Source organism: Arthrobacter sp. TJ-170, from assembly GCF_058269305.1.
This window is the reverse complement of record NZ_JBZCNL010000003.1, coordinates 332,928-354,341: the sequence shown is the minus strand read 5'-3', so window position 1 is coordinate 354,341 and position 21,414 is coordinate 332,928. Positions and strand designations below refer to the sequence as shown.

Sequence of the window (21,414 nt, the reverse complement as noted above, 5' to 3'; positions counted from 1 at the left end):
GTAACCAGGCTCTTTTGATTACCAGGAGCCGTAAGGTCCGCTGCCCTGCACTTCGCTGACCGCGGGCTTCACGTCCGCGAGGTAGACGCAGGCCGCGATGACGGCCGCGAGCTGCAGCAGGCCGAACAATCCCGCGGCGCCCACCAGGGCGGTGAGAGCGCCGATACCGGCAGCCCCGGCGGTCATGCCCAGCCAAAAACCCTTGGTGCGCTTGAACGTTGCTTCGAAGGACGCGGGCTTGCGCTGCACGCAGTCAGCCAGCGCCCACAGTTCAATACCAAGCGCGAGAAAAGCGAGGCCCTTGAACAGCCAAAACTCGGTCCACAGCACAATTTCCACGGAATCAGCCTAACCGTTATCCGGCGTGGATGAGAGTGCCGCTTCGAGATCCGCCCAGAGATCCTCAACGTTTTCGATGCCGACGGACAGCCGGACCAGCGCCTCCGGAACCGTCTTGGGCTCGCCGGGCTGGCGCCGTCGTCGTTCGATCAGAGACTCGACGCCGCCCAGGGAAGTGGCTGGAAGCCACAGGCGGACGGCTTCAACGAGTGCGTCGGCGGCGTCCCGCCCGCCGGTCGGCTCGATGCTGATGATGCCGCCGTAACCCTTGAGCTGTGCGGTGGCGCGCTCGTGGCCGGGATCTGCGGGCAGCCCGGGGTACCGGACGCGGGCGACAGACGGATGCGCCTCAAGTCGCCGCGCAAGCTCCAGCGCGTTGGCCTGGCTGCGTTCCATCCTCAGCGCGAGGGTACGCAGTCCGCGGAGCGCGAGCCACACTTCGAACGGTCCGGCGATCGCGCCGTGCAGGGTTCTGTAGGAGGCCAACTGGTCGCGCAGTTCGGTGTTGGAGGTGACCAGCGCGCCGAGGACGACGTCGGAATGACCGGCGAGATACTTGGTGACGGAGTGCAGGACGACGTCGGCGCCGTAGTCCAGCGGCCGACACACCAGCGGTGTGTTGAAGGTGCTGTCGACCACGACGACGGCGCCCGCTGCGTGGGCAGCGTCCGTGAGGACCGCTGTCTCGGCGACTTCAAGCATGGGGTTGGTGGGACTTTCCAGCCAGAGCATGTCGGCACCGTCGAGCTGTTCCAAAACCTGGTCAGTGTCGGCGATATCCACCTGTCTGACCGTCAGGCGGGCGCGGGCCTCCTCGGCGAGCGCCAGCGAAACCGACCCACCGTATGCGTGGCGGGGGATGACCACCGCTCCCCCGGTCGGTACCAGCGACAGGGCTGCGGCCGCTGCTCCGAGTCCGGAGGCGAAAGCGAGCGCCGGCAGCGCGGCACCCTCAAGTTGGGCAAGTGCTTCCTCGAAGGGATCCCACGTGGGGTTCGACATACGCGCATAGATGCGGTCGCTCCCGGTGGGCGGTGCGGTCTCGTGGAAGGTGGATGACAGCACAATCGGCACATTGACCGGTGAGTCGTGCTCACGGGACGGGCGGCCTGCGGCCACAGTGAGCGTATCCGGGGCAAGGTGCGCGTGCTGGGTCATTCGATCAGGTTAGTTGGTCCGGGTGGAGGTCTTTCACATCGTGCGGACAGTTATTACAGACTCCTGAACGAAAAACGGCCTCTTGTGGTCCTCTCGAATGCGGGGTGGTCCACAGGCATGAGCTTTGGGGAACGGGTAGGCAATTCAAGTCGGTAGGCTGATTCAGTGACATCTCAGAGCCCCCGCCGCACTGCTGGCATGTTCATTGCCTTTGAAGGCGGAGACAGCGCCGGCAAGTCCACACAGGCTGCGCGGCTCGCTGAGGCGCTTGAGGCCGACGGCCACAGGGTGGTGCGCACCCGCGAACCCGGCGGCACCGAGATCGGCGAGAAGTTGCGCTCCCTCGTGCTTGAGCACGGGCACGGCCACATCGACGCCCGCACAGAGGCCCTGATCTTCGCCGCCGACCGTGCCGCCCATGTGCACCAGGTGATTCTGCCTGCGCTGGAGCGCGGCGACGTCGTGATCTGCGACCGCTACATTGACTCGTCCGTGGCCTACCAGGGCGTGGGCAGGGGTCTGGGTACGGACAGCGTGCTGGACATCAACATCTGGGCCGTTGAGGGGCTGCGCCCCGATCTCACCGTGCTGCTGGACGTTGACCACGTAGAAGGGCGAGGACGTCGAAATTCGACTGCCGCGCCGGAAGACCGCATGGAATCGGAACCCGACTCCTTCCATGAGCAGATTCGGGCCGCGTTCCGGGAGCAGGCGTCGTCGAGCCCCGATCAGTACCTGGTGCTGAACGCCTCCGATCCCCGCGATGAGCTGGCACAGACTATCGCAAGCGCTGCACGGGAACGCCTCACATGAGCGTCTGGACATTCCTGACCGGCCAGGCCGCGGCCGTGGAACAGCTGCGCCGCGCCGCAGCAGCTGAGCAGCCCAACCATGCCTGGTTGTTCACCGGGCCTCCCGGCTCGGGACGTTCGAACGCCGCGCGTGCCTTCGCCGCCGCACTGCTTTGCGACCGTCCGCTGCTGGAGGAGCGCGGCTGTGGTGAGTGCAAGGCCTGCAGGACGGCGTTGGCGGGCTCGCACGCGGACGTCACCAACGTGACCACCGAGAAGGTCACCATCAGCATCGACGAGGCCCGCGAGCTGGTACGAAAGGCACAGGACAAGCCGTCGACCGGCCGCTGGCGGGTCATCATTGTCGAAGACGCCGACCGCATGCAGGAACGCAGCACCAACGTTCTCCTGAAAGCGATCGAGGAGCCTCCTCCGCGCACCATCTGGCTGCTCTGTGCGCCGAGTCCCGGCGACGTACTGGTGACCATCCGTTCCCGGTGCCGCTCCGTCAGCCTCCGCGTTCCACCGGTCGAGGCTGTGACGGACCTGCTGGTGCAGCGGGACGGAATCGACCCGGTCATTGCCGAAGCGGCCGCCCGTGCCGCCCAGAGCCACATCGGCGTGGCGAAGAGGCTCGCCACCGATGTTGACGCCCGAGAACGGCGCAACCAGATCGTGCGGCTGCCACTGAACCTGCGCAACATAGCCGGCGCCATGAAGGCTGCCGCGGATCTGGTGAAGCTTGCCGAGGCCGAAGCGCAGAGCTCCTTCGAGCAGCGGGACGCGCAGGAGAAAGCCGCGCTGCTGACCTCCCTCGGTGCCCCGGAAACCGGAACACTCCCCCCGGCCATCCGTGCACAGGTCAAGCGGCTGGAGGAGGACCAGAACCGGCGGGCCAAGCGTTCCAAGAACGATTACTTCGACCGGGCGCTCACCGACCTCACCTCGTTCTACCGGGATGTCCTCATGCTCCAGCTCGGCACGGGCGGTTATCTGGTGAACGAGCCGTTGCGGCCTGAGCTCGAGCGCTATGCACAGCACGGCACACCGGAACAGACTCTAGGCCGGATCGAGGCCATCAACAAAGTGCGTACCCGGATCGTTGGAACGAATATCGCCCCGCTGCTGGCCATCGAAGCAATGGCTGTCAGTCTCCTGCCAGAGAAGGACCTCTCCGCGTGACTCACTTCCATCCCGTGCGCCGCTCACCCCTGCGCGCGCTGGCAGGTGCTGCCGCCGTCGTTGTCGGCTTGGTGCTTTCAGGCTGTACGGCGGGTCCGGAGACCGGCGCAGTGACCGCGCCCCCTGAAGTGATCGGCGACGTCCCCGAGGATCTTCAGGAGTTCTACTCCCAGGAAGTGAGCTGGGCTGAATGCGAGGACGAACTGGCGTGCGCCACCGTGAAGGTTCCCCTGGACTACAGCGATCCCGACCGGGCATCCATTGACATCGCCGCGATCCGGCTCGATGCCTCCGGTGACGCACAGGGCTCCCTGCTGGTGAACCCCGGCGGGCCCGGCGGTTCCGGTTACAACCTGGTTCGTGATTCGGCGGACTTTCTTCTCAGCGACCGCTTGCGCCAGTCCTACGACGTAGTGGGTTTCGATCCGCGCGGCGTCAATCGGTCGTCCGCCGTGGAATGCCTGACGGACGAGGAACGCGACGAAGCGCGCACTGAGACGATTCCTCCCGAGGCCACCGACGCGGAGGCGCTGGAGATACTCGAGGCGGACTCGGCGGAGTACGCGGACCTGTGCGCCGAGCGAACCGGTGAACTGCTGGGCTACGTCGACACAATCAGCGCGGCGAAAGACATGGACATCCTGCGCGCCGTGGTGGGCGACGAGCAGCTGAACTACCTGGGCTTTTCCTACGGGACGCAGCTGGGCGCGGCCTACGCCGGACTGTTTCCTGAAAATGTGGGGCGCTTTGTGCTCGACGGAGCCGTGGACCCCTCGTTGAGTTCAGCCGAGATCACCGCGGGCCAGGTTGCCGCGTTCGACGAGGCGCTACGGAATTACGTCGCCGATTGCCAGTCGAAGAGTGACTGCCCGCTTCCCGGCGATGTGGAGGAGGGCCTGGCGGTCATCGACGGCCTCTTCGAGTCGGTTGAGGAGAGCCCGATGACCGCGGCCGACGGCCGGATGGTCACGATCGGAACCTTCTTCCAGGGCTTTGTGCTTCCGATGTACGACAGCGCGAGTTGGCCCGCTCTCACAGCCGCGATTGACAAGGCGCTGCAGGGCGATCCGTCTGAATTCCTCCGGTTCGCCGACCTCAGCGCGGAACGCCAGCCCGACGGCGAATACCTCACCAATGCGTCTGCCGCGTTCACGGCGGTGACGTGCCTCGACTACCCGCTGTCAGCAGACCCGGTGGTGATGGAGGAAGAGGCGAAAGCGCTCGAGGCGTCGTCGGCCGTGTTCGGTGAGTACCTCAGCTACGGCGCCCTGGCCTGCAAGGACTGGGCATACGAGCCGGTGCTCGAGCCCTCCCCTGCCAGTGCACCCGGCGCGCCACCCATGGTCGTCATCGGAACCACCGGTGATCCCGCGACGCCCTACGAGTGGTCGCTCTCCCTCGCCGACCAACTGGAATCGGCAGTCCACGTCACGTGGGAAGGGCAGGGTCATACCGCCTACGGTCGCGCCGGCGAATGCATCGAATCGCTCGTCGATGACTTCCTGATCAACGGCACCGTGCCCGCCGACGGCGTCCGCTGCTGATTTTGACCGGTGAGCGCATGCTCTTATAGAGTTGTTCCTTGTGGAATGAGCCTTTGGGTTTGAAGACTTTTCCGCAACCAGCCTCCTTAGCTCAGTCGGTAGAGCGTCTCACTCGTAATGAGAAGGTCGCCAGTTCGACTCTGGCAGGAGGCTCTTTTTGTGCCCTGCTCCCGGCCGCTAAGGGTCCTTCTTCGCCTATCGGCGCCGCGCCAGCTTCCTCGCAACGAGAACGGCCGCGCCGCCCGCCGCTACCCACGGGCCCCCTACGATCAACGGATCCATCCACTGGTGGTTGATGTCCGACCGTTTCACCCCGAAGCGCGATGCGATGCCGTGTTGGCGCTTCTCCGAGAGGATTCCCGTCTGGGTTACGGGATTGTCCGGCCGCGCTGAGGCGAAGGAGCGGAGATGACTCTCCCACGCGTCGACGCGGTCGCCGAGGATCAGGAGCAGCCAGTGGGCAGCACGCCCCTCACCGTAGGACGCATACGCATGGCGTCGAATCATCCCCGAGAGACCCTTGAGCGGGACGGACGTGCCGAAGACCGGCGGAACGATCTCATGTTCAATCGAGCGCTCACGGCCATCCCCGCCGGATTGTTGTTCGGGGAAGTCCCAGTGCGCCCCAGTGGAGAACGGGTCCAACCGCTCCTTCGGATAGGACGGCCGGTCCGCCGGGTCCAGGTCTGCGCCCCACCCAGGAATGCGCGCCCTCAGTTCCTCGCGGGTCTCACGGTCCTTGGGCTTGTTGGCGACGTAAGGCGTTGAGTGCACGGAACTCTCCTAGCTTGCGTTCGGAACGATCAGCGGCTTGATGCAGTTATCCAGCTTGGCTGAGAAGATGTGATACCCCTCCGCGATGTGCTCAAGCGGTATGCGATGGGTGACTATGTCGTTCGGCTTCAGGTAGCCGTTACGAATATGCTCCAGAAGCCTGGGCCACTGCCGTTTGACCGGGCACTGGTTCATCCGCAGCGTGAGCCCCTTGTTGACGGCGTCGCCGAACTTCACAGCACTGAAGACGGGCCCGTAGGCGCCGACTACGGAGACGTTGCCGCCCTTGCGTGCCGAATCGATGGCCCAGTTGAGCGCGATGGGAGACCCGCCTTGGAGCTTGAGCTTTGACGCGGTCACGTGCTGCAGGAAGTTGCCGTCCGCCTCGGCGCCAACGGCGTCGATGACAACATCTGCACCCAGATAGTCGGTAGTCTTCTTCATCTCGACCACAATGTCGTCATATTCGTTGTAGTTGAACGTCTCGGCGTGCGCGAACGTCCGCGCCTTTTCCAGGCGGTACTCCAGTTGATCGATGACGATCACCCTGCCCGCTCCCATCAGCCACGCGGACTTCGCTGCGTAGAGTCCCACCGGCCCCGCACCGAAGACGACGACGGTGTCCCCTTCCACGATGTCGCCCAGTTGGGCACCGAAATAGCCGGTGGCGAGGGCGTCGGTCATGAGGAGGGCGTCCTCATCATCCAGCCACTCCGGAATGAGCGAGGGTCCCACGTCGGCGAAGGGGACGCGGACATACTCGGCCTGGCCGCCGTCGTAACCGCCGCTGGTGTGCGAGTAACCGTAGATGCCTCCCACCGCCGTCGCATTGGGATTGACGTTGTGGCAGTTCGAGAAGAGGCCACGGGCACAGAAGTAGCAGGATCCACAGTAGACATTGAACGGAACCATTACCCGGTCACCCGGGCTGAGGCTCTGCACCGAACTGCCCACCTTCTCAACGACGCCGATGAACTCGTGCCCGAACGTTGTCCCGACACGGGTGTCCGGGATCATGCCGTGGTACAGATGCAGATCCGAACCGCAGATCGCGGCTCTGGTAACCCGAATGATGGCATCGTTCGGGTGCTCGATTGCAGGGATGTCTTTTTCCTCGACGCGGATTTTGTAAGGACCGCGGTAAACCATCGCTCGCATAGTCGCCTCACTGTGGGCTGCTCATCGGAATAGTAAGCATACTGTCGATTGAGTGAGGCCGGTAGCACCGGATGCCGTAAGCGCAGGTTCAGCTCGCCCGGGAAGCCCTCAGCCAAAGGAAACTGCGGGCAGCTAGTTCAAGGCCGGCATCAAGGTGGACCTGGACACCGGCGAGCAGGTTCGCGGCTGTGCCATGGAACCCTGACAGCGTCTCTGCCGAGACCGTCTGGGGATCATCCGCGAAGTTGGCGAGCACAAGGATCACTGTGCCGGCACCCGGCCGCTGGTACCCGAGCACATGCCGGTTTCCGGTGTGGAAGTCCACCAACCGTGTGCCCGTGAACTCCGGTGTGGTTGACCGGACAGCGATGAGCTCCTTCAATCCCGAGTACACCGCACCCTGCGGCGTGTCCGCATCCGTTCGCTTCGCATAATCCTCCGACGGATACTGCGGCCGGTGAACCCAGCGACTGTCCGCCTCATGCCCGGCTTCCGCGGTATATGCGTAGTCGTTTTCCTGGGCCACTTCATCACCGAGGTAGATCAGCGGCAGGCCGCCCGTGCTCAGGATGATGGAATGCGCGAGGAGGATCCGCTCGACAGCAGCGGCTGGTTCCTGCTCCACTCCCAGGAGCGACGCCGTTGTCCCAGAGATGCGGCAGTCGCCCGTCTTGGGGCTGTCCTGGAACGGAACGCCGTGCGCAAAACTGCCCGGGAAGCGGTTGACGTAAAAGGAGTTCAGGAACCGGCGGTGTTCAAACCCGTCGATCCCCAGCTCGGCGGCGTCTTCATCGGCGAAGGTCCAGCCGATGTCGTCATGGCTGCGCACATAGTTCACCCAGGTTGTGCCCTCGGGAAGGTCATGACGGCGTTCGAGCGCCTGCGACAGGAGCGAGGCGTCCCGCGTGGCCAGGGCGTCCCAGATCAACGCCATCTGGAGCGGGTTGTAGGAGAGCTGGCATTCCCCCGGGTCGATGTACTCCGCCACCTGGTCCGGATGCACGATCGCCTCGGACTTGAAAAGCAGCGACGGCGCGGCCAGCCGGCATACCGCGTTGAAGGCCTGCAGGAGCAGGTGCGCCTCAGGCAGGTTCTCACAGGAGGTACCGAGCTGTTTCCAGACGAAAGCAACCGCGTCCATGCGCAGAATGCTGATCCCCTGGTTTGCCAGGAAGAGCATTTCCTCCGCCATCGCCCGGAAGACCTCGGGGTTCGAATAGTTCAGGTCCCACTGGAAGCTGTGGAAGGTGGCCCAGATCCAGCGGCCGTCGTCGAGCTGGACGAAGGACCCCGGGTGATCATCGGGGAAGATCTCCCGGGTGTGGGCCTCGAACGCGTCCGGCATGGTGCGGTCGGGGAAAATCCAGTAGTAGTCGCTGTAGCGGGGATCCCCCTCCGCCGCCTTGCGGGCCCAGCTGTGCTCGTTCGAGGTGTGATTGAAGATGAAGTCGACAACCAGCTTGATGCCTTCACCGCGAAGCTCCGCGGCGAGTTCACGGAGCTCCTCCATGGTTCCCAGTTGCGGGTTCACCTCGCGGTAGCTCGACACGGCATAGCCGCCGTCGGAGTTCGGCTCCGGGGCCAGGAACAGCGGCATCAGGTGCAGGTACGTGAGTCCGAGCTCCTTGAAGTACGGGATGCGGTTCCGCACGCCGTCGAGGTTCTCCGCGTATCTGTCGACGTAGCAAACCCCACCCAGCCTTGTGTTGGACAGGAACGAGGCGGTGTCCTGTTCCTCCTCGCGGTCAAGCAGTTTCAGTTCGGGCGGACGGGTAGCCCAGGAGCGGGCGGCCGACAGGACCAGTTGGGTGAGCTGGTCCAGCCAGTCGCTTCGGTTTCCGTAGAGGGACTCGAAGAGCCGGTACAGTCTCGGGAAGTGGGCGTCGAACCGCCGGTTGAAGTCCAGCCAGTTCTGCTCATCGGACTCGGCATCCGAGCGCACAACCTCCCGTATATGGGTAAACGCGCCATACAGATCCTGATCATCCATGAATGCTCCTCCAGCCGCGGGCAACTGTGCGCTCCATCCTGTCAGACGAGACCCCTTAGCTGCTCAGGATGACGCAGGCCGGAACCGGCAGCGGGAGTGAGTGGACCTTCTCGGCGTGACCGGCGCCGTCGACACGCAGCACATCGAGAGTGGACGAGTACTGGTTCGCTAAGATCACCAAGTCCGCGGCGTCATCACTCGCGGGCACGACCGCGAAATGCCGCGGCCAGGCTCCTCCGACCGGTGTGTCCGACAGGTGAGTCAGCGTCTGCCCGTCCTCCACGGCAAAGACGGCGAGGACGTCCGGGCCCCGGGTTGCGGCGTAGAGCAGGTGGCGCGTTGCCGCAGACGCGCCCACGTCGATGTGGGACGGTTGGCTCGGCTGCCCGTCCGGCACGGAAGTGCCGAGCGCGGGCTGGCTTGAGAGGATCGCCCCGCTTCCGTCAGCGGTGACCACGTGTAGGCGCGAGTCCAGTTCGCCGATAACGACGGCGGCACCTCCCAGCGCTGCCACGTGCCGCGGCCCTGTGCCCGGCGGCAGCACCGCCGCGAGGCCGTCAGGACCGGAATAGGTGAATCTGCGCAACTCGTCAGTGCCGAGGTCGCTTACCCACACCTCGCCGTTCCCGGCGTCATGAATGTAATGCGCATGCGGACCCTCCTGCCGCTCAGTATTGGGACCCGTTCCGACATTGCCGCACACCGCCGGCGCTTCGGCGGGCTCGCCGTCGTCGCTGAGTTCCAGCCGGGTGACGACGCCGTCGCCATAGTTCGCGACCCAGAGCGCTTCCTGCGTAGCCAGAAGGTGGCAGGGGAAGGCGCCGCCGGTAGGCACTGAGCGCAGGCGGGTCAGATCGTGGCCGTCGACGCTGAAGGCGCTCACTTCTCCCTGCTCCGTCTCCCCCACCGCGTACAGCACACGGCCGGAAGGGTGGAGCGCCAGGAAGGAGGGCGCCGTCGTCGTGATAGCGAGCTCCTCGCCGCTGAGCGCACCGCTGCGGCGGTCCAGGTTCACCCGCCAGATACCCTCCCCGGAACCGGGCTCTGCGCCGTCGACGGGGTAGGTGCCGATCATGAGCTGTACGGTGTCGTTGTCCATGGGAACCATTGTTCACACAAAAAAGCGCAGACACCGCATACGTTGAGTACAACGAATGCGGCGCCTGCGCCTTTGGGGAAGAGCTACCGTGCGGCTATGCGCACGCTACCGACGATCAGGCGAAATCCGCGGTCGCAGGGTTGGCGCCCATACGGCCGGCCTCTCCCTTGTCGAGCCCGTTGATCGCTTCGATGTCAGCCTCAGTCAGTGAGACCTCAAGCGCACCCCAGTTCTCGATGATGCGGGACTCAGTCACCGACTTGGGGATGACAACAGAACCGAGCGCGAGGTGCCACGCCAGCACAACCTGTGCGGGAGTGGCGTTGCGCTCCTCAGCGATCCTGGCGAGAACCGGGTCTTCGAGCAGGCCCTTGCCCGATCCAAGCGGCGACCACGACTCGTGGAGGATCCCCTTGTCCGCTTCAAAGGCGCGCAATTCAGCCTGGTTGAAGTACGGGTGGGTCTCGACCTGGTTGATCGCGGGCACGACGCCGGTCTCGTCGATGATTTCCTGCAGCGCTTCGACCGTGAAGTTCGAGACGCCGATGGAGTGGACACGTCCGCGCTTCTGGAGTTCAATCAGTGCCTTCCACGTGTCCACGTACTTGCCCTGCTTCGGCTGAAGCCAGTGGATGAGGTAGAGGTCGAGGGTTTCGAGACCGAGCCGCTGCATGGACTCCTCAAAGGCCTCGAGCGTGCTCTCATAGCCTTGATCGGCATTCCACAGCTTGGTCGTGATGAACAGCTCTTCGGGACTCAGGCCGGAGGCGTCAATTGCGCGGCCTACACCAGCCTCGTTGCCGTAGATCTTCGCCGTGTCGATGTGGCGGTAACCGGCCTTGAAGGCGCGCCCGACGACATCCTCTGCGGTAGCGTCGTCGACCTGCCACACGCCGTAGCCCAGCTGGGGAATGGTTTGGCCGTCGTTGAACGTCAGGTTGGGTGAGGTGCTCATGTATCCCTTTCGATGACTGATTGCTTCGTCGAACAATGCCAACTCATGCCCGGTCCCAAGTATTCCTACTGACCGGATCCTGAGAGCAAACGTTCAGCTTCGGTCACGTCCTCGGCGACTACTTCCGCCCGCCGTCGGACGTTGTCCAGCCCTGCCGAAGCGATGCCCCACCGTTCACCGTCGAGGCGGGCCATGGCCGCAGCTTCTGCTGTGGTTGCAAGCGCATTGCCGGCGCGGGACAGCGCCCGGTGCACCGCGAGAAGGGCACCCGGGATATCCAGTCCCTCGCTCGGGTGCTGTGCTTGTGCTGCCACACAGCACTCGCGCACACGTGGCAGCAACTGGGCCAGCTCGTTGGCGAGACCGGCCAGCTCGTTGTAGACGGCGTCGTCCTCCACACCTTCGAGGATCTGGTGGTAGCGGTCAAGACCGCGCCGGAAACGGTCGTGGGCGCGGCGCCATACCCCTGTGCCGAGCTCGGCATCATCCTTGCGGCCCTGCCGGGCCGCCGCAAAAAGAGCCACCTGCCCTACCTGCGCCTACAGGTATTGGCCCGGGCCGTGGGTGTCCGGTTTCTGGGCCGGACCAGGCCGTGCCCCGGGGGCACGTTTCGGTTCACCGTCTTCGCCCACGACGATGCCTGGAGCAATGACCGTGCCCGCCGGCAACTGCCGCAACTGAAGCTGCGCTGCGAGCTGCTGGTTGGCCATCTGCTGTGCTGCCAGGGCGGTCTGAATACCGTGGAAAAGTCCCTCGAGCCATCCAACCAACTGCGCCTGGGCAACGCGTAGTTCGGCGTCGGTGGGAACGGAGTCGTCGGTGAACGGCAGGTTGATCCGGTGCAGTTCCTGGACCAGCTCGGGGGCAAGTCCATCCTCGAGTTCCTGCACGGACCGCTCGTGGATCTCGGCGAGACGGCTTCGCCCGGCGTCATCCAGCGGGGCGCTGCGCACTTCCTCAAGCAACTGCTTGAGCATGGTGCCGATGCGCATGACCTTGGCGGGCTCGTCCACCAGTTCGGTCAGCTTCGTGGGCTGGCTTTTTTCACTCTGGGAGCCGCCGTCGTCCTTCTGTTCCGGGAGCCCGCGCCCTGCATCCAGTTTTCCGAGGAGGACTGGGCTCTCCTGGCGTTCCTTTGCCGCTTGCTCGGGCGTGACGGTGAAGTGCTCGGGCTGCTGTTCGGTCATAGGTTTATGCTCTCACGCCGGACTGACGCTTCGAGCGGAGCGACCTCAGCGTCAGCCCTCCTCGAGCTCCTCCGCGCGGCGGTCTGCGTACTCACCGGCCGGGCTCAGGCCCGGGACCTGCTGCCCGGCGTTGAGCTGCCCGGACGTGAAGTGGTCCTCGGAGAACTCGGGGCCGCCGTCGTTCTCTTCGGTGGGTACATTGACGTCCTCACGGAGATGTTCGTCGTCGGATGTGTCCGCCGGGGCGGGAACGCTGACGTCTTCGCGGAGATGTTCTGGCAGATTCTCAGTCATTCCTCCAGCAAACCACGCCGGCGTTCGGGGCGCTAGGGACATTGAGCGCAGACAAGGCGGGTCCGACCGCAGTCGAACCCGCCTTATCTTCCGTGTTTCGGCCCTAGCAGCAGCGGCCCTCCGGATTGGCGTCCTGGCGATCAGTCTTGTCACGCCAGAACTGACGCTCCGTCATAGGGGGCTCGCCGCTGTGGGTGGCCGCGTGGTGGTCGAGATACTGCTGGTACGCGTTCTCTCCCATCACACCCTTGAAGAGCCAGATCAGCTCCTTGACGCTCATCAGTGACCTGCCCGTGCCGGTTTCTTGTCCTCCGGCAGCCTTGCCCACTGCGCTTCGAGTTCCTTCTCCGCCGGCGTCGCAATCAGGCTCGCCGGAGCGAAGATGCGCGAGGGGACCGCAGGATCCTCGGCGCTCGGCCCTCCGCCCGCGCGGTACGCCCTGATGGTGGCCATAACCGCCGTAACGATGACGATGATCGCCAGGGTCACGAAGAAGATGGACAGTGTCCCCTGGATGAAGGTGTTGCGGACGACCTTTTCCATCGCCTCGACCGTAGGCGCATTGCCGAAGCTCTCCTCTCCTGCGGCCAGGGCGTTCCGGAACGCCATGTGGTTGGCCCAGTAGCCCACGGCGGGAACCGGCGAGAAGATCTTGAGGAATGACGCCGAAATGGTCACCACTGCCGCAAAGGTCAGCGGCAGCGCCGGGATCCACAGGTACTTGAAGGCGCCCTTCTTCGCACAGATCGCCATGCAGACGGCCAAGGCAATGGCCGCAAGGAGTTGGTTCGCGATACCGAAGAGCGGGAACAGGGTATTGATACCGCCCAACGGGTCCGTAACTCCCATGATCAGAATCGCGCCCCAACCGGCCACCATGATGGCCGTACAGACCCAGGCGCCCACCCGCCACGAGGTGTCCTTGAACTTCGGGACGAAGTTGCCGATGCTGTCCTGCAGCATGAACCGTGCAACCCGGGTGCCGGCGTCGACCGCTGTCAGGATGAACAGTGCCTCGAACATGATTGCGAAGTGGTACCAGAACGCCATCATGCCTGCGCCGCCGATGAGTCCCTGCATGATCTGTGCGATGCCGACGGCCAGGGTCGGCGCACCGCCGGTGCGGGACACGACCGATTCCTCGCCGACGTTGGCGGCAAGGGTGCTCAGCGCCTCAGGGGTGAGGTTCACACCGGTCAGTCCCAGTCCGTTGACGAACGCCACGGCGCCCTCAATGGTGCCCCCGGTTGCTGCGGCGGACGAGTTCATCGCGAAGTAGATGCCGCGGTCGATCGACAGCGCCGCAACGAGGGCCATGATCGCCACGAAGGACTCCATGAGCATTCCGCCGTAGCCGATGAAACGGGTCTGGCGTTCCTTCTCGATCATCTTCGGGGTGGTTCCGGACGCAATCAATGCGTGGAATCCGGAAAGCGCACCACAGGCGATGGTCACGAACAGGAAGGGGAACAGCGTTCCCGGCACAACGGGGCCGTCTGCACGGGTGGCGAACTCGCTCACCGCCGGGACGTTGATCTCCGGACGGATGATCACGATCGCCACAGCCAGCATGACGATCGTGCCGATCTTCATGAAGGTGGAAAGGTAATCCCGGGGAGCGAGCAGCAGCCATACCGGCAGGACAGCCGCGATGAAGCCGTAGATGATGATGCCCCAGGCAATGGTGACGCGATCGAGCGTGAAGAGGGCGACGCCCCACTCGGTCTCGGCAATCCAACCACCGGAGATGATCGCCAGCATCAGCAACGCGAACCCGATAAGGGATACTTCGGACACCTTGCCTGGCCGGATATAGCGCAGGTAAACGCCCATGAACAGCGCGATGGGGATGGTCATCGATACGGAGAACACTCCCCACGGGCTTTCACCGAGCGCATTGACGACGACGAGCGCCAGAATCGCGACGATGATGATCATGATGGTGAGGGTTGCGATCAGGGCTGCGGTGCCGCCGATCAGGCCGAGTTCCTCGCGTGCCATCTGCCCCAGCGAACGTCCGCCGCGGCGCATTGAGAAGAACATGACCAGGTAGTCCTGGACTGCGCCGGCGAAAATCACTCCAAGGATGATCCACATGGTGCCGGGCAGGTAACCCATCTGCGCGGCGAGTACGGGGCCGACCAGCGGGCCGGCACCTGCGATTGCGGCGAAGTGGTGACCGTAGAGCACCCGGCGGTCAGTGGCCGCGTAGTCCTTGCCGTCCGCCTTGTACTCGGCGGGGGTGGCGCGGCGGTCGTTGGGTTGCAGGAGCTTTCGCTCGATGAACTTGGAGTAGAAACGGTAGGCGATGAGGTAGGTGCAGACCGCCGCGAACACGAACCAGATCGCGTTGACCGTCTCACCACGGACGATGGCCAGCATTGTCCAGCTCACGCCACCGAGTAGGGCGATGCCTACCCAAATGGCGATTTTCAACGGCGTCCAGCCGCGATCTTCCTTATCCGGGTCTACCGCGGTAGGCGGTAGGGTCGGATCCTGGACGAGGACCTCTGTGTCCCCGCTCCGTTGGACGCGGCTCGCCCCCGCCTGCCCGCGACCAAACTTGCTCTCACTCATGGTGCTCCCTTGAAGTCGAGTGGATTAACTTCTCGAAGGTAGCAGCGGGGTGAGGTCTACGTCACAGCTTGTTGACGCGTCAGATCGGGGAAGCGCCGAACGGCGCTAACTATGAGGTGAGCGGCGTGCCGTCAGTGAGAGGGGTCATCCCGACCGTCACGGGAGTTGGAACCCTCGCTGAGGCTGGCATGGGTTTCCGTCCGTGGATCGGGCCCTTCTTCGGCGGTGTCACGGGGGCTGCTCTCGACGCCGTCATTCACCTGGTCGGCGAAATTTTCCGCCCAACCCTCGGCGGCGCGTTCCAGGCCCGACTCTTCGTCCTTGCCGTCAGGTGCGCGGTCCGGTTCGCCTTCTGCCCTGTGCTTTGCCATGGTTCCTCCTTGGAATTCCGGTGGGTGCTAGCTTGTCATATCGTCCGGAATCTACAAAGCAGCCTTAGTGTCACTGAAGCGTCAGAAGTATCTTGCCCGTGTGCTCACCCGAGTCGAAGTACTCGTGCGCCTGCGCCACGTCGACGAGGGAAAACGTCCGGTCGACGGGCACGGAAATCGACCCGTCGGCGATAAGGGGCCAGATGTGCTTGTACACGCCGGCCATGATGGCCGACTTTTCCTCCACAGGCCGCGCACGCAGCGTTGTCCCGGTCACGGACGCGCGCTTGGCCATGAGGGTGCCCAGGTTCAGCTCAGCCTTCGCGCCGCCCTGCAACCCGATGACCACGAGCCGGCCCCCGGTCGCCAGCGCCTCAACGTTGCGGCCGAGATATTTGGCTCCCACGACGTCGAGAATCACGTCCGCACCGCGGCCGGCTGTGGCCGAGTCCACCTCCGCGACGAAGTCCTGTTCCCGGTAGTTCACGCAGACCTCCGCGCCCAGGGAACGCGCGAAGTCAAGCTTTTCCGGGGTTCCCGCAGTCACGATGGTCCTGGCGCCCAGCGCGCGTGCAAGCTGGATGGCCATTGTGCCGATTCCACCGGACGCGCCGTGAATGAGGACCGTCTCCCCACTGCATAGTCCTGCAGTCAGGACCAGGTTGGAGTACACCGTCGCCGAAACCTCGGGCAGCCCTGCGGCGGACACCAGGTCCACGCCGTCGGGCACGGGAAGAACCTGCCCGGCGGGGACCGCAACCTGCTCGGCATAGCCACCGCCGGCGAGAAGCGCGACGACCGCGTCGCCGGGTTGAAGATCCGAGGAACCTGCGTCGGCAATTCGCCCCGACACCTCCAGGCCGGGGTACTCGGACGCCCCGGAGGGCGGCGGGTATAAGCCCCTGCGTTGCTGTACGTCCGCCCGGTTCAGCCCGGCCGCAACTACGTCGATCAGCACTTCATCGGCTTGCGGGCGAGGTGGTTCTACAGCCGACACTTCAAGGACGCTCGGTTCACCGAACTCGCGCAGCACTACGGCTTTCATCGTTGCCCTTCCGGATCTACCCAGCTGGTCAGGAGTTTTGTACAGCCTGCTCTGCATGAAACACTATTGCCTTGAGGAAGGTTGTCCGAGCGGCCGAAGGAGCTGGTCTTGAAAACCAGTGGACGGTAACCCCGTCTCAAGGGTTCGAATCCCTTACCTTCCGCATCGAGCTGAGCCGAGCTCACCAGTTGCACCCCGGTCCTTCAGGGCCGGGGTGCTTCTGCGTTATGGGGGCTGCGTCGGTGAGATATGTTCCCCGCGAGGTAACCGCGCGTTCACTGCGGCGTGATTGGCTTGCCGCGGCCGGAATGTCAGCGGCAGTTCCTATAGTCACTTTCGTGGCCAGCTCCGCCGAAGCTCAGCGCCGAAAGCGGGCATCACTCGCGGCCGTAACCCGGCCAAAGCCAAGGAGAAACAGAACGAATGAAAAATTCGTGGAGGGGCGCGCTGTGTTCAGCGCTTTCGGTGGGGCTGCTTGCCTCGCCGATGGCGTTTTCGCCAGCCAGCGCAGAGAAAATCGTCGACGCGCAAGCCGGTGCCGGCGTCGTTATCAATGAGGCATACGTCAACGGGGGCAGTGCCAACGCACCGTTCACCCACAAGTTCGTTGAGCTGATCAACACCACTGACGCGCCAGTGAGCCTCGATGGCTGGTCGCTGCAGTATCGCTCAGCGTCGGGGGCTGCAGCACCGACCGGTGTCGCGCCGTTGAAGGGGACCATCCCGGCGAACGGGCACTTCCTTGTGCAGGGCGGCAGCAACAGCAGCAACGGCGTAGCGTTGCCGATGCCGGACGTATCCAGCGGTGCACTCAACCCGAGTGGTTCCAGCGGAACGATCGTGCTGTCCAACCAGGCCACCGCGCTCAATGAGCTGGCGATGGGCTCCGTTGTGGGAGCGCCGGGCGTCATAGACCTGCTGGGCTATGGCACATCCAACTCTTACGAGACAGCGCGTGAGGAAGGTCCAGCCGGTACGGCGACCCTTTCAATGAACCGCGCGAATGGCGTGGACACCGACAACAATCAAGTGGACTTCACCGCTCTCGACGCCGTAACGCCCACCAACACCGCTGGTGAGACGGCCGGAAGCGAACCCGAGCCACAGCCCGAACCTGAACCGCCGGCTCCCGGTCAGGTCATTCCGATCGACCAGATTCAGGGAACCGGTGACACAACCCCCTACGCGGGCCAGGTTATGACCACCCGCGGCGTTGTGACCGCCGCCTACCCTTCCGGCGGATTCGACGGCTACTACATCCAGACTGCGGGAACCGGCGGAGACCTCGGGCCCGATCATGCAGCATCGGACGGTATCTTCATCTACTCCCCTGCGACGGTTGCTGACGTCGCTGTCGGCGACTTCGTTGAGGTAACGGGCACAGCAGGCGAGTTCTTCAGTCTCTCGCAGATCACGGTGCTCGCCGGCGGAATGAGCAAGCCGGCCGAGGCCGCCGAAGCGGTCAAGGCAGCCTCAGTCGCCTACCCGGCCGATGACGCCGGGCGGGAAGCGTTGGAGGGAATGCTTGTCCAACCGCCCACCGGCTTCACCGTCACCGACAACTATGCGCTGAACCAGTACGGTGAGGTCACTCTCGCCGCAGGAGAAACTCCCCTTGTCCAGCCGACGGAAGTTGCACCGCCGGGAACCGCCGAGAACGCTGCCGTTGCTGCTGACAACGCCGCACGCCGCGTCAAGCTCGACGACGGCGCCACCACCAATTTCCTCCGCGGCGCCATGGATCAGCCGCTGCCCTACCTCACACCGGAGCAACCGGTGCGGGTCAATTCGTCGGCAACCTTCACGGCGCCGGTCGTACTGGATTTCCGCAACAGCTCCTGGAAGTTCCAGCCGCTGACCGCCCTCACCGCCTCAAACGCGGCGGAAGTACAGCCCGTCACGTTTGAGGGAGCGCGTCCGGACGCGCCGGAGAACGTGGGCGGCAACGTCAAGATCGCATCCTTCAACGTGCTGAACTACTTCACCACCACCGGTGACCAGCTCAACGGGTGCACCTATTACGAGGACCGCGCCGGCAACCCCATCACGGTCCGCAGCGGGTGTGACGCCCGCGGTGCAGCAAACGCGGAAAACCTTGAGCGCCAGGAAGCGAAGATTGTTGCGGCAATCAACAGCCTCGGAGCCGACGTCGTGTCCCTTGAAGAAATTGAGAACTCGGCGAAATTCGGCAAAGACCGGGACGGTGCCCTCGCCACGCTAACCGCCGCATTGAATGAGGCTACTCCGGGCGTCTGGGACTACGTTCGTTCACCGGCCCAGCTGCCCGCTATCGAGAATGAGGACGTCATACGCACCGCCTTCATCTATAAGAAGGCAGTCGTCGAGCCGGTAGGCGAGTCGATCATTCTCGATGACAATGTGGCGTTCTCGAACGCCCGCAAGCCGCTGGCCCAGTCCTTCAACGTCGTCGCCGGCGAGGATTCCACCAAGTTCCTCGTGATCGCGAACCATTTCAAGTCCAAGGGGTCGGGCTCCGGGGAGAACGCCGATCAGGGTGACGGTCAGGGTGCATCCAACGCTGACCGTATTGAGCAGGCAACGGCTCTCGTGGCCTTCGCTGACCAGCTGAAGACGGACGCCGGAACCGACAAGGTCTTCCTTGCCGGTGACTTCAACTCCTACTCGGCTGAGGATCCCATGCAGGTCCTGTACGACGCCGGCTACATCAACCAGGGCACCAAGACCGACGGATACTCCTACGTCTTCTCGGGACTCGTCGGGTCCCTGGACCACATTCTTGCCTCTCCCGCAGCTGACGCGACGGTCTCCGGTGTGGACGTGTGGAACATCAATGCGGTGGAGTCTGTCGCGCTGGAGTACAGCCGCTACAACTACAACGCAACCAACTTCTACGAGCCCAACCAGTTCCGGGCGAGTGATCACGATCCCGTGATTGTCGGCTTGAATCTTGCGCCCGCTGACAGCACAACTGAGCTCAACCTCATGGGCATCAATGACTTCCACGGCCGAATCGATTCGAACACCGTGAAGTTCGCTGGAACCATCGAGGAACTGCGCGCCCAGTACGGCGAGGAGAACTCCCTGTTCCTCTCCGCCGGAGACAACATCGGAGCTTCGCTCTTCGCCTCCTCAGTCGCGAACGATCAGCCTACGATCGACGTCCTCAACGCGCTCGACCTCAGGGCTTCGGCTGTAGGCAACCACGAGTTCGACGGTGGTTTCGCTGATCTGAGCGGCCGTGTAGCCAACGCCGCAGAGTTCCCCTACCTTGGCGCCAACGTATATCAGAAAGGCACCACAACTCCCGCCCTTCAGGAGTACGAGATCGTCAACGTGGGTGGGATCGATGTCGCTGTCATCGGTGCCGTCACCCAGGAAACACCGTCACTGGTGAGCCCGGGTGGGATCTCCGATCTTGATTTCGGTGATCCGGTCGAGGCCGTGAACCGTATTGCCCAGAGGATCGAGGACCAGGAACTCGCTGACGTCATCATCGCCGGATACCACGAAGGAGCCGGAGACGGCGCCAGCGGTTCCTCGATCGAAGAGGAAATCGCCGCCGGCGGAGCGTTCGCGAACATTGTCACCGGCACCTCGCCGCTGGTGGATGCCATCTACACAGGTCACACGCACAAGCAGTACGCGTGGGATGCCCCGGTACCAGGCGTTGAGGGTGAAACCCGTCCGATCGTCCAGACCGGCTCCTACGGTGAGTTCATCGGTCAGATCACGCTCACCGTGGACAACGCCACGGGCGATGTTGAGTCGTATACCGCGCAGAACATCGCGCGCACGGCCACCGATCCGGCAACTCTGGTAGCCACGTACCCCCGGATCGCCGAAGTGAAGTCGATAGTGGATGCCGCGCTCGCTGAAGCGAAGGTTATCGGCAGCCGCCCGGTTGGCTCCGTGACCGCCGACATCACCACCGCTTTCGCCGACGGCGCCCGAGACGACCGCAGTTCCGAGTCGACGCTCGGTAACCTGGTCGCCGATTCTCTGCGTGCATCGCTTTCATCTGCTGAGCGGGGTGGAGCGGACATCGGCGTCATCAATCCGGGTGGGCTCCGCAACGAGCTCTACTACGGCGAGGACGGCGTCATCACCTACGCGGAAGCGAACGCGGTCCTGCCGTTCGTCAACAATCTTTGGACTGTCACACTGACCGGCGAGCAGTTCAAGACCGTGCTGGAGCAGCAGTGGCAGCCCGAAGGTGCTTCCAGATCCTTCCTGGCCCTCGGGCTGTCGGACAACGTTTCCTACACCTACAACCCGGATCTCGCAGCGGGCTCCCGCATCACGTCGGTCACCATCGACGGCGCGCCCCTGGACCCTGCCAAGGAGTACCGGGTCGGGACGGTCAGCTTCCTGGCTCAGGGCGGTGACAACTTCACTGTCTTCCAGCAGGGCACCGACGTCCGCGACTCAGGGCTCGTGGACCGCGACGCCTGGATCAGCTACATCGGGCAGAACAGCCCCCTGTCGCCGAGCTTCGACCGTCGGGGAGTGATCGTGAAGGATGCACCGACCACAGTCAAGGCGGGCGACTCCGTCACCTTCAGTGTTGCAAACCTGAACCTGTCCTCGCTGGGCAGCCCGGCAAACACCAGCTTGTCGGCGAGTTTCATTGACGGCGCCGGAAACGTCACCGAACTAGGCACCATGTCCGTCACCGACGGCGCAGCTGAGGTCACCGTTGCAGTTCCCGAGGCAACGCCGGGGGCGGGAAAGATCGTCCTGGTTGCGAAGGAATCCGGCACTACGGTGAATGTTCCAGTCACCGTAGAAGCGGCCGCCGGAACCGAGTGCGTCGCCCCGGTCAAGCCCGAGCGTGGATCCAATGCCGAGAAGCCGAACAGCTTCGGGCAGGCAATGGCCGAGTACCGAAAGTGCCTCGCGGACGCTCGCCGCGGCTAGAACGCAACGGCGGCTTATGTAAAAACTCCCGAACAGAGAAAAGCGCTCCTC

Annotated in this window: 18 protein-coding genes and 2 tRNA genes; 6 read left to right on the top strand and 14 right to left on the bottom strand. The window is 64.0% G+C overall.

Annotated features, from left to right (window positions below; all coding sequences use genetic code 11):
• Positions 1-18: 18 nt before the first annotated feature.
• Both AC4D1W_RS08630 and AC4D1W_RS08625 read right to left on the bottom strand, forming a co-directional pair.
• Positions 19-339 carry a DUF2516 family protein gene (locus AC4D1W_RS08630; RefSeq protein WP_490892607.1) on the bottom strand — a complete coding sequence of 107 codons (321 nt, stop codon included), beginning with the start codon at positions 337-339 and terminating at the stop codon, positions 19-21.
• A 9-nt stretch (positions 340-348) separates the two neighbouring features.
• On the bottom strand, positions 349-1,497 hold the full coding sequence (locus AC4D1W_RS08625) for a trans-sulfuration enzyme family protein (RefSeq protein ID WP_490898475.1): 1,149 nt from the start codon (positions 1,495-1,497) through the stop codon (positions 349-351).
• Between the two features lie 165 nt (positions 1,498-1,662).
• On the opposite strand from AC4D1W_RS08625, the gene tmk reads away from it, so the two are divergent.
• The 4 genes from tmk to AC4D1W_RS08605 all read left to right on the top strand — a co-directional run bounded on the left by tmk (position 1,663) and on the right by AC4D1W_RS08605 (position 5,167).
• Positions 1,663-2,310, top strand: a complete 648-nt coding sequence (gene tmk / locus AC4D1W_RS08620; RefSeq protein WP_490898474.1) for a dTMP kinase — start codon at positions 1,663-1,665, stop codon at positions 2,308-2,310.
• On the top strand, positions 2,307-3,470 hold the full coding sequence (locus AC4D1W_RS08615; RefSeq protein ID WP_490892605.1) for a DNA polymerase III subunit delta': 1,164 nt from the start codon (positions 2,307-2,309) through the stop codon (positions 3,468-3,470). The genes tmk and AC4D1W_RS08615 overlap by 4 nt, the downstream gene beginning before the upstream one ends.
• Positions 3,467-5,014, top strand: a complete 1,548-nt coding sequence (locus tag AC4D1W_RS08610; RefSeq protein ID WP_490892604.1) for an alpha/beta hydrolase — start codon at positions 3,467-3,469, stop codon at positions 5,012-5,014. The genes AC4D1W_RS08615 and AC4D1W_RS08610 overlap by 4 nt, the downstream gene beginning before the upstream one ends.
• Before the next feature lie 80 nt (positions 5,015-5,094).
• A tRNA-Thr gene (locus tag AC4D1W_RS08605) sits at positions 5,095-5,167 on the top strand.
• Between the two features lie 42 nt (positions 5,168-5,209).
• Here the strand turns inward: AC4D1W_RS08605 and AC4D1W_RS08600 are convergent.
• From AC4D1W_RS08600 to AC4D1W_RS08545, 12 genes are all read right to left on the bottom strand, one after another.
• Positions 5,210-5,788 (bottom strand): hypothetical protein, encoded by a 579-nt coding sequence (locus tag AC4D1W_RS08600; RefSeq protein ID WP_490898473.1) that lies wholly within the window; start codon positions 5,786-5,788, stop codon positions 5,210-5,212.
• 9 nt (positions 5,789-5,797) lie between these two features.
• Complete coding sequence (locus AC4D1W_RS08595; RefSeq protein WP_490898472.1) at positions 5,798-6,946, bottom strand: zinc-dependent alcohol dehydrogenase; 1,149 nt, start codon at positions 6,944-6,946, stop codon at positions 5,798-5,800.
• Positions 6,947-7,034: 88 nt separating this feature from the next.
• Positions 7,035-8,936: an amylosucrase gene (locus tag AC4D1W_RS08590; RefSeq protein ID WP_490898471.1), complete on the bottom strand. Its 1,902-nt coding sequence runs from the start codon at positions 8,934-8,936 to the stop codon at positions 7,035-7,037.
• A 55-nt stretch (positions 8,937-8,991) separates the two neighbouring features.
• Entirely contained in the window at positions 8,992-10,035 is a 1,044-nt protein-coding gene (locus AC4D1W_RS08585) for a lactonase family protein (protein WP_490898470.1), read from the bottom strand.
• 115 nt (positions 10,036-10,150) lie between these two features.
• The gene (locus AC4D1W_RS08580) at positions 10,151-10,990 is read right to left on the bottom strand and encodes an aldo/keto reductase (protein WP_490898469.1); all 840 of its coding nucleotides are present in this window, start codon (positions 10,988-10,990) and stop codon (positions 10,151-10,153) included.
• A gap of 65 nt (positions 10,991-11,055) precedes the next feature.
• Positions 11,056-11,514, bottom strand: a complete 459-nt coding sequence (locus AC4D1W_RS08575; RefSeq protein WP_490892598.1) for a hypothetical protein — start codon at positions 11,512-11,514, stop codon at positions 11,056-11,058.
• 15 nt (positions 11,515-11,529) lie between these two features.
• Positions 11,530-12,177 (bottom strand): bacterial proteasome activator family protein, encoded by a 648-nt coding sequence (locus tag AC4D1W_RS08570; protein WP_490898468.1) that lies wholly within the window; start codon positions 12,175-12,177, stop codon positions 11,530-11,532.
• Between the two features lie 51 nt (positions 12,178-12,228).
• Positions 12,229-12,471, bottom strand: a complete 243-nt coding sequence (locus AC4D1W_RS08565; protein ID WP_490892596.1) for a hypothetical protein — start codon at positions 12,469-12,471, stop codon at positions 12,229-12,231.
• A gap of 103 nt (positions 12,472-12,574) precedes the next feature.
• Positions 12,575-12,751, bottom strand: coding sequence for a YbdD/YjiX family protein (locus AC4D1W_RS08560; protein ID WP_490892595.1), 177 nt, complete (start codon positions 12,749-12,751; stop codon positions 12,575-12,577).
• Positions 12,751-15,048 (bottom strand): carbon starvation CstA family protein, encoded by a 2,298-nt coding sequence (locus AC4D1W_RS08555; RefSeq protein ID WP_490898467.1) that lies wholly within the window; start codon positions 15,046-15,048, stop codon positions 12,751-12,753. The genes AC4D1W_RS08560 and AC4D1W_RS08555 overlap by 1 nt, the downstream gene beginning before the upstream one ends.
• A 131-nt stretch (positions 15,049-15,179) precedes the next feature.
• Positions 15,180-15,419: a hypothetical protein gene (locus tag AC4D1W_RS08550; RefSeq protein ID WP_490892593.1), complete on the bottom strand. Its 240-nt coding sequence runs from the start codon at positions 15,417-15,419 to the stop codon at positions 15,180-15,182.
• A 70-nt stretch (positions 15,420-15,489) separates the two neighbouring features.
• Positions 15,490-16,464, bottom strand: a complete 975-nt coding sequence (locus AC4D1W_RS08545) for an NAD(P)H-quinone oxidoreductase (protein WP_490898466.1) — start codon at positions 16,462-16,464, stop codon at positions 15,490-15,492.
• A 75-nt stretch (positions 16,465-16,539) separates the two neighbouring features.
• Between AC4D1W_RS08545 and AC4D1W_RS08540 the strand changes: the two genes are divergently transcribed.
• Both AC4D1W_RS08540 and AC4D1W_RS08535 read left to right on the top strand, forming a co-directional pair.
• Positions 16,540-16,627: transfer RNA gene (locus tag AC4D1W_RS08540), tRNA-Ser, on the top strand.
• Positions 16,628-16,887: 260 nt separating this feature from the next.
• Entirely contained in the window at positions 16,888-21,363 is a 4,476-nt protein-coding gene (locus tag AC4D1W_RS08535) for an ExeM/NucH family extracellular endonuclease (protein ID WP_490898464.1), read from the top strand.
• The last annotated feature ends 51 nt before the right edge of the window (positions 21,364-21,414 follow it).

What these genes read in the sequence shown, in the direction of transcription:
- AC4D1W_RS08570 (WP_490898468.1), bottom strand. Translation starts at nt 12,177, where the DNA reads ATGACCGAACAGCAGCCCGAGCACTTCACCGTCACGCCCGAGCAAGCG.
- AC4D1W_RS08595 (WP_490898472.1), bottom strand. Translation starts at nt 6,946, where the DNA reads ATGCGAGCGATGGTTTACCGCGGTCCTTACAAAATCCGCGTCGAGGAA.
- AC4D1W_RS08545 (WP_490898466.1), bottom strand. Translation starts at nt 16,464, where the DNA reads ATGAAAGCCGTAGTGCTGCGCGAGTTCGGTGAACCGAGCGTCCTTGAA.
- AC4D1W_RS08555 (WP_490898467.1), bottom strand. Translation starts at nt 15,048, where the DNA reads ATGAGTGAGAGCAAGTTTGGTCGCGGGCAGGCGGGGGCGAGCCGCGTC.
- AC4D1W_RS08560 (WP_490892595.1), bottom strand. Translation starts at nt 12,751, where the DNA reads ATGAGCGTCAAGGAGCTGATCTGGCTCTTCAAGGGTGTGATGGGAGAG.
- AC4D1W_RS08565 (WP_490892596.1), bottom strand. Translation starts at nt 12,471, where the DNA reads ATGACTGAGAATCTGCCAGAACATCTCCGCGAAGACGTCAGCGTTCCC.
- AC4D1W_RS08585 (WP_490898470.1), bottom strand. Translation starts at nt 10,035, where the DNA reads ATGGACAACGACACCGTACAGCTCATGATCGGCACCTACCCCGTCGAC.
- AC4D1W_RS08535 (WP_490898464.1), top strand. Translation starts at nt 16,888, where the DNA reads ATGAAAAATTCGTGGAGGGGCGCGCTGTGTTCAGCGCTTTCGGTGGGG.
- AC4D1W_RS08590 (WP_490898471.1), bottom strand. Translation starts at nt 8,936, where the DNA reads ATGGATGATCAGGATCTGTATGGCGCGTTTACCCATATACGGGAGGTT.
- AC4D1W_RS08615 (WP_490892605.1), top strand. Translation starts at nt 2,307, where the DNA reads ATGAGCGTCTGGACATTCCTGACCGGCCAGGCCGCGGCCGTGGAACAG.
- AC4D1W_RS08580 (WP_490898469.1), bottom strand. Translation starts at nt 10,990, where the DNA reads ATGAGCACCTCACCCAACCTGACGTTCAACGACGGCCAAACCATTCCC.
- AC4D1W_RS08550 (WP_490892593.1), bottom strand. Translation starts at nt 15,419, where the DNA reads ATGGCAAAGCACAGGGCAGAAGGCGAACCGGACCGCGCACCTGACGGC.
- AC4D1W_RS08625 (WP_490898475.1), bottom strand. Translation starts at nt 1,497, where the DNA reads ATGACCCAGCACGCGCACCTTGCCCCGGATACGCTCACTGTGGCCGCA.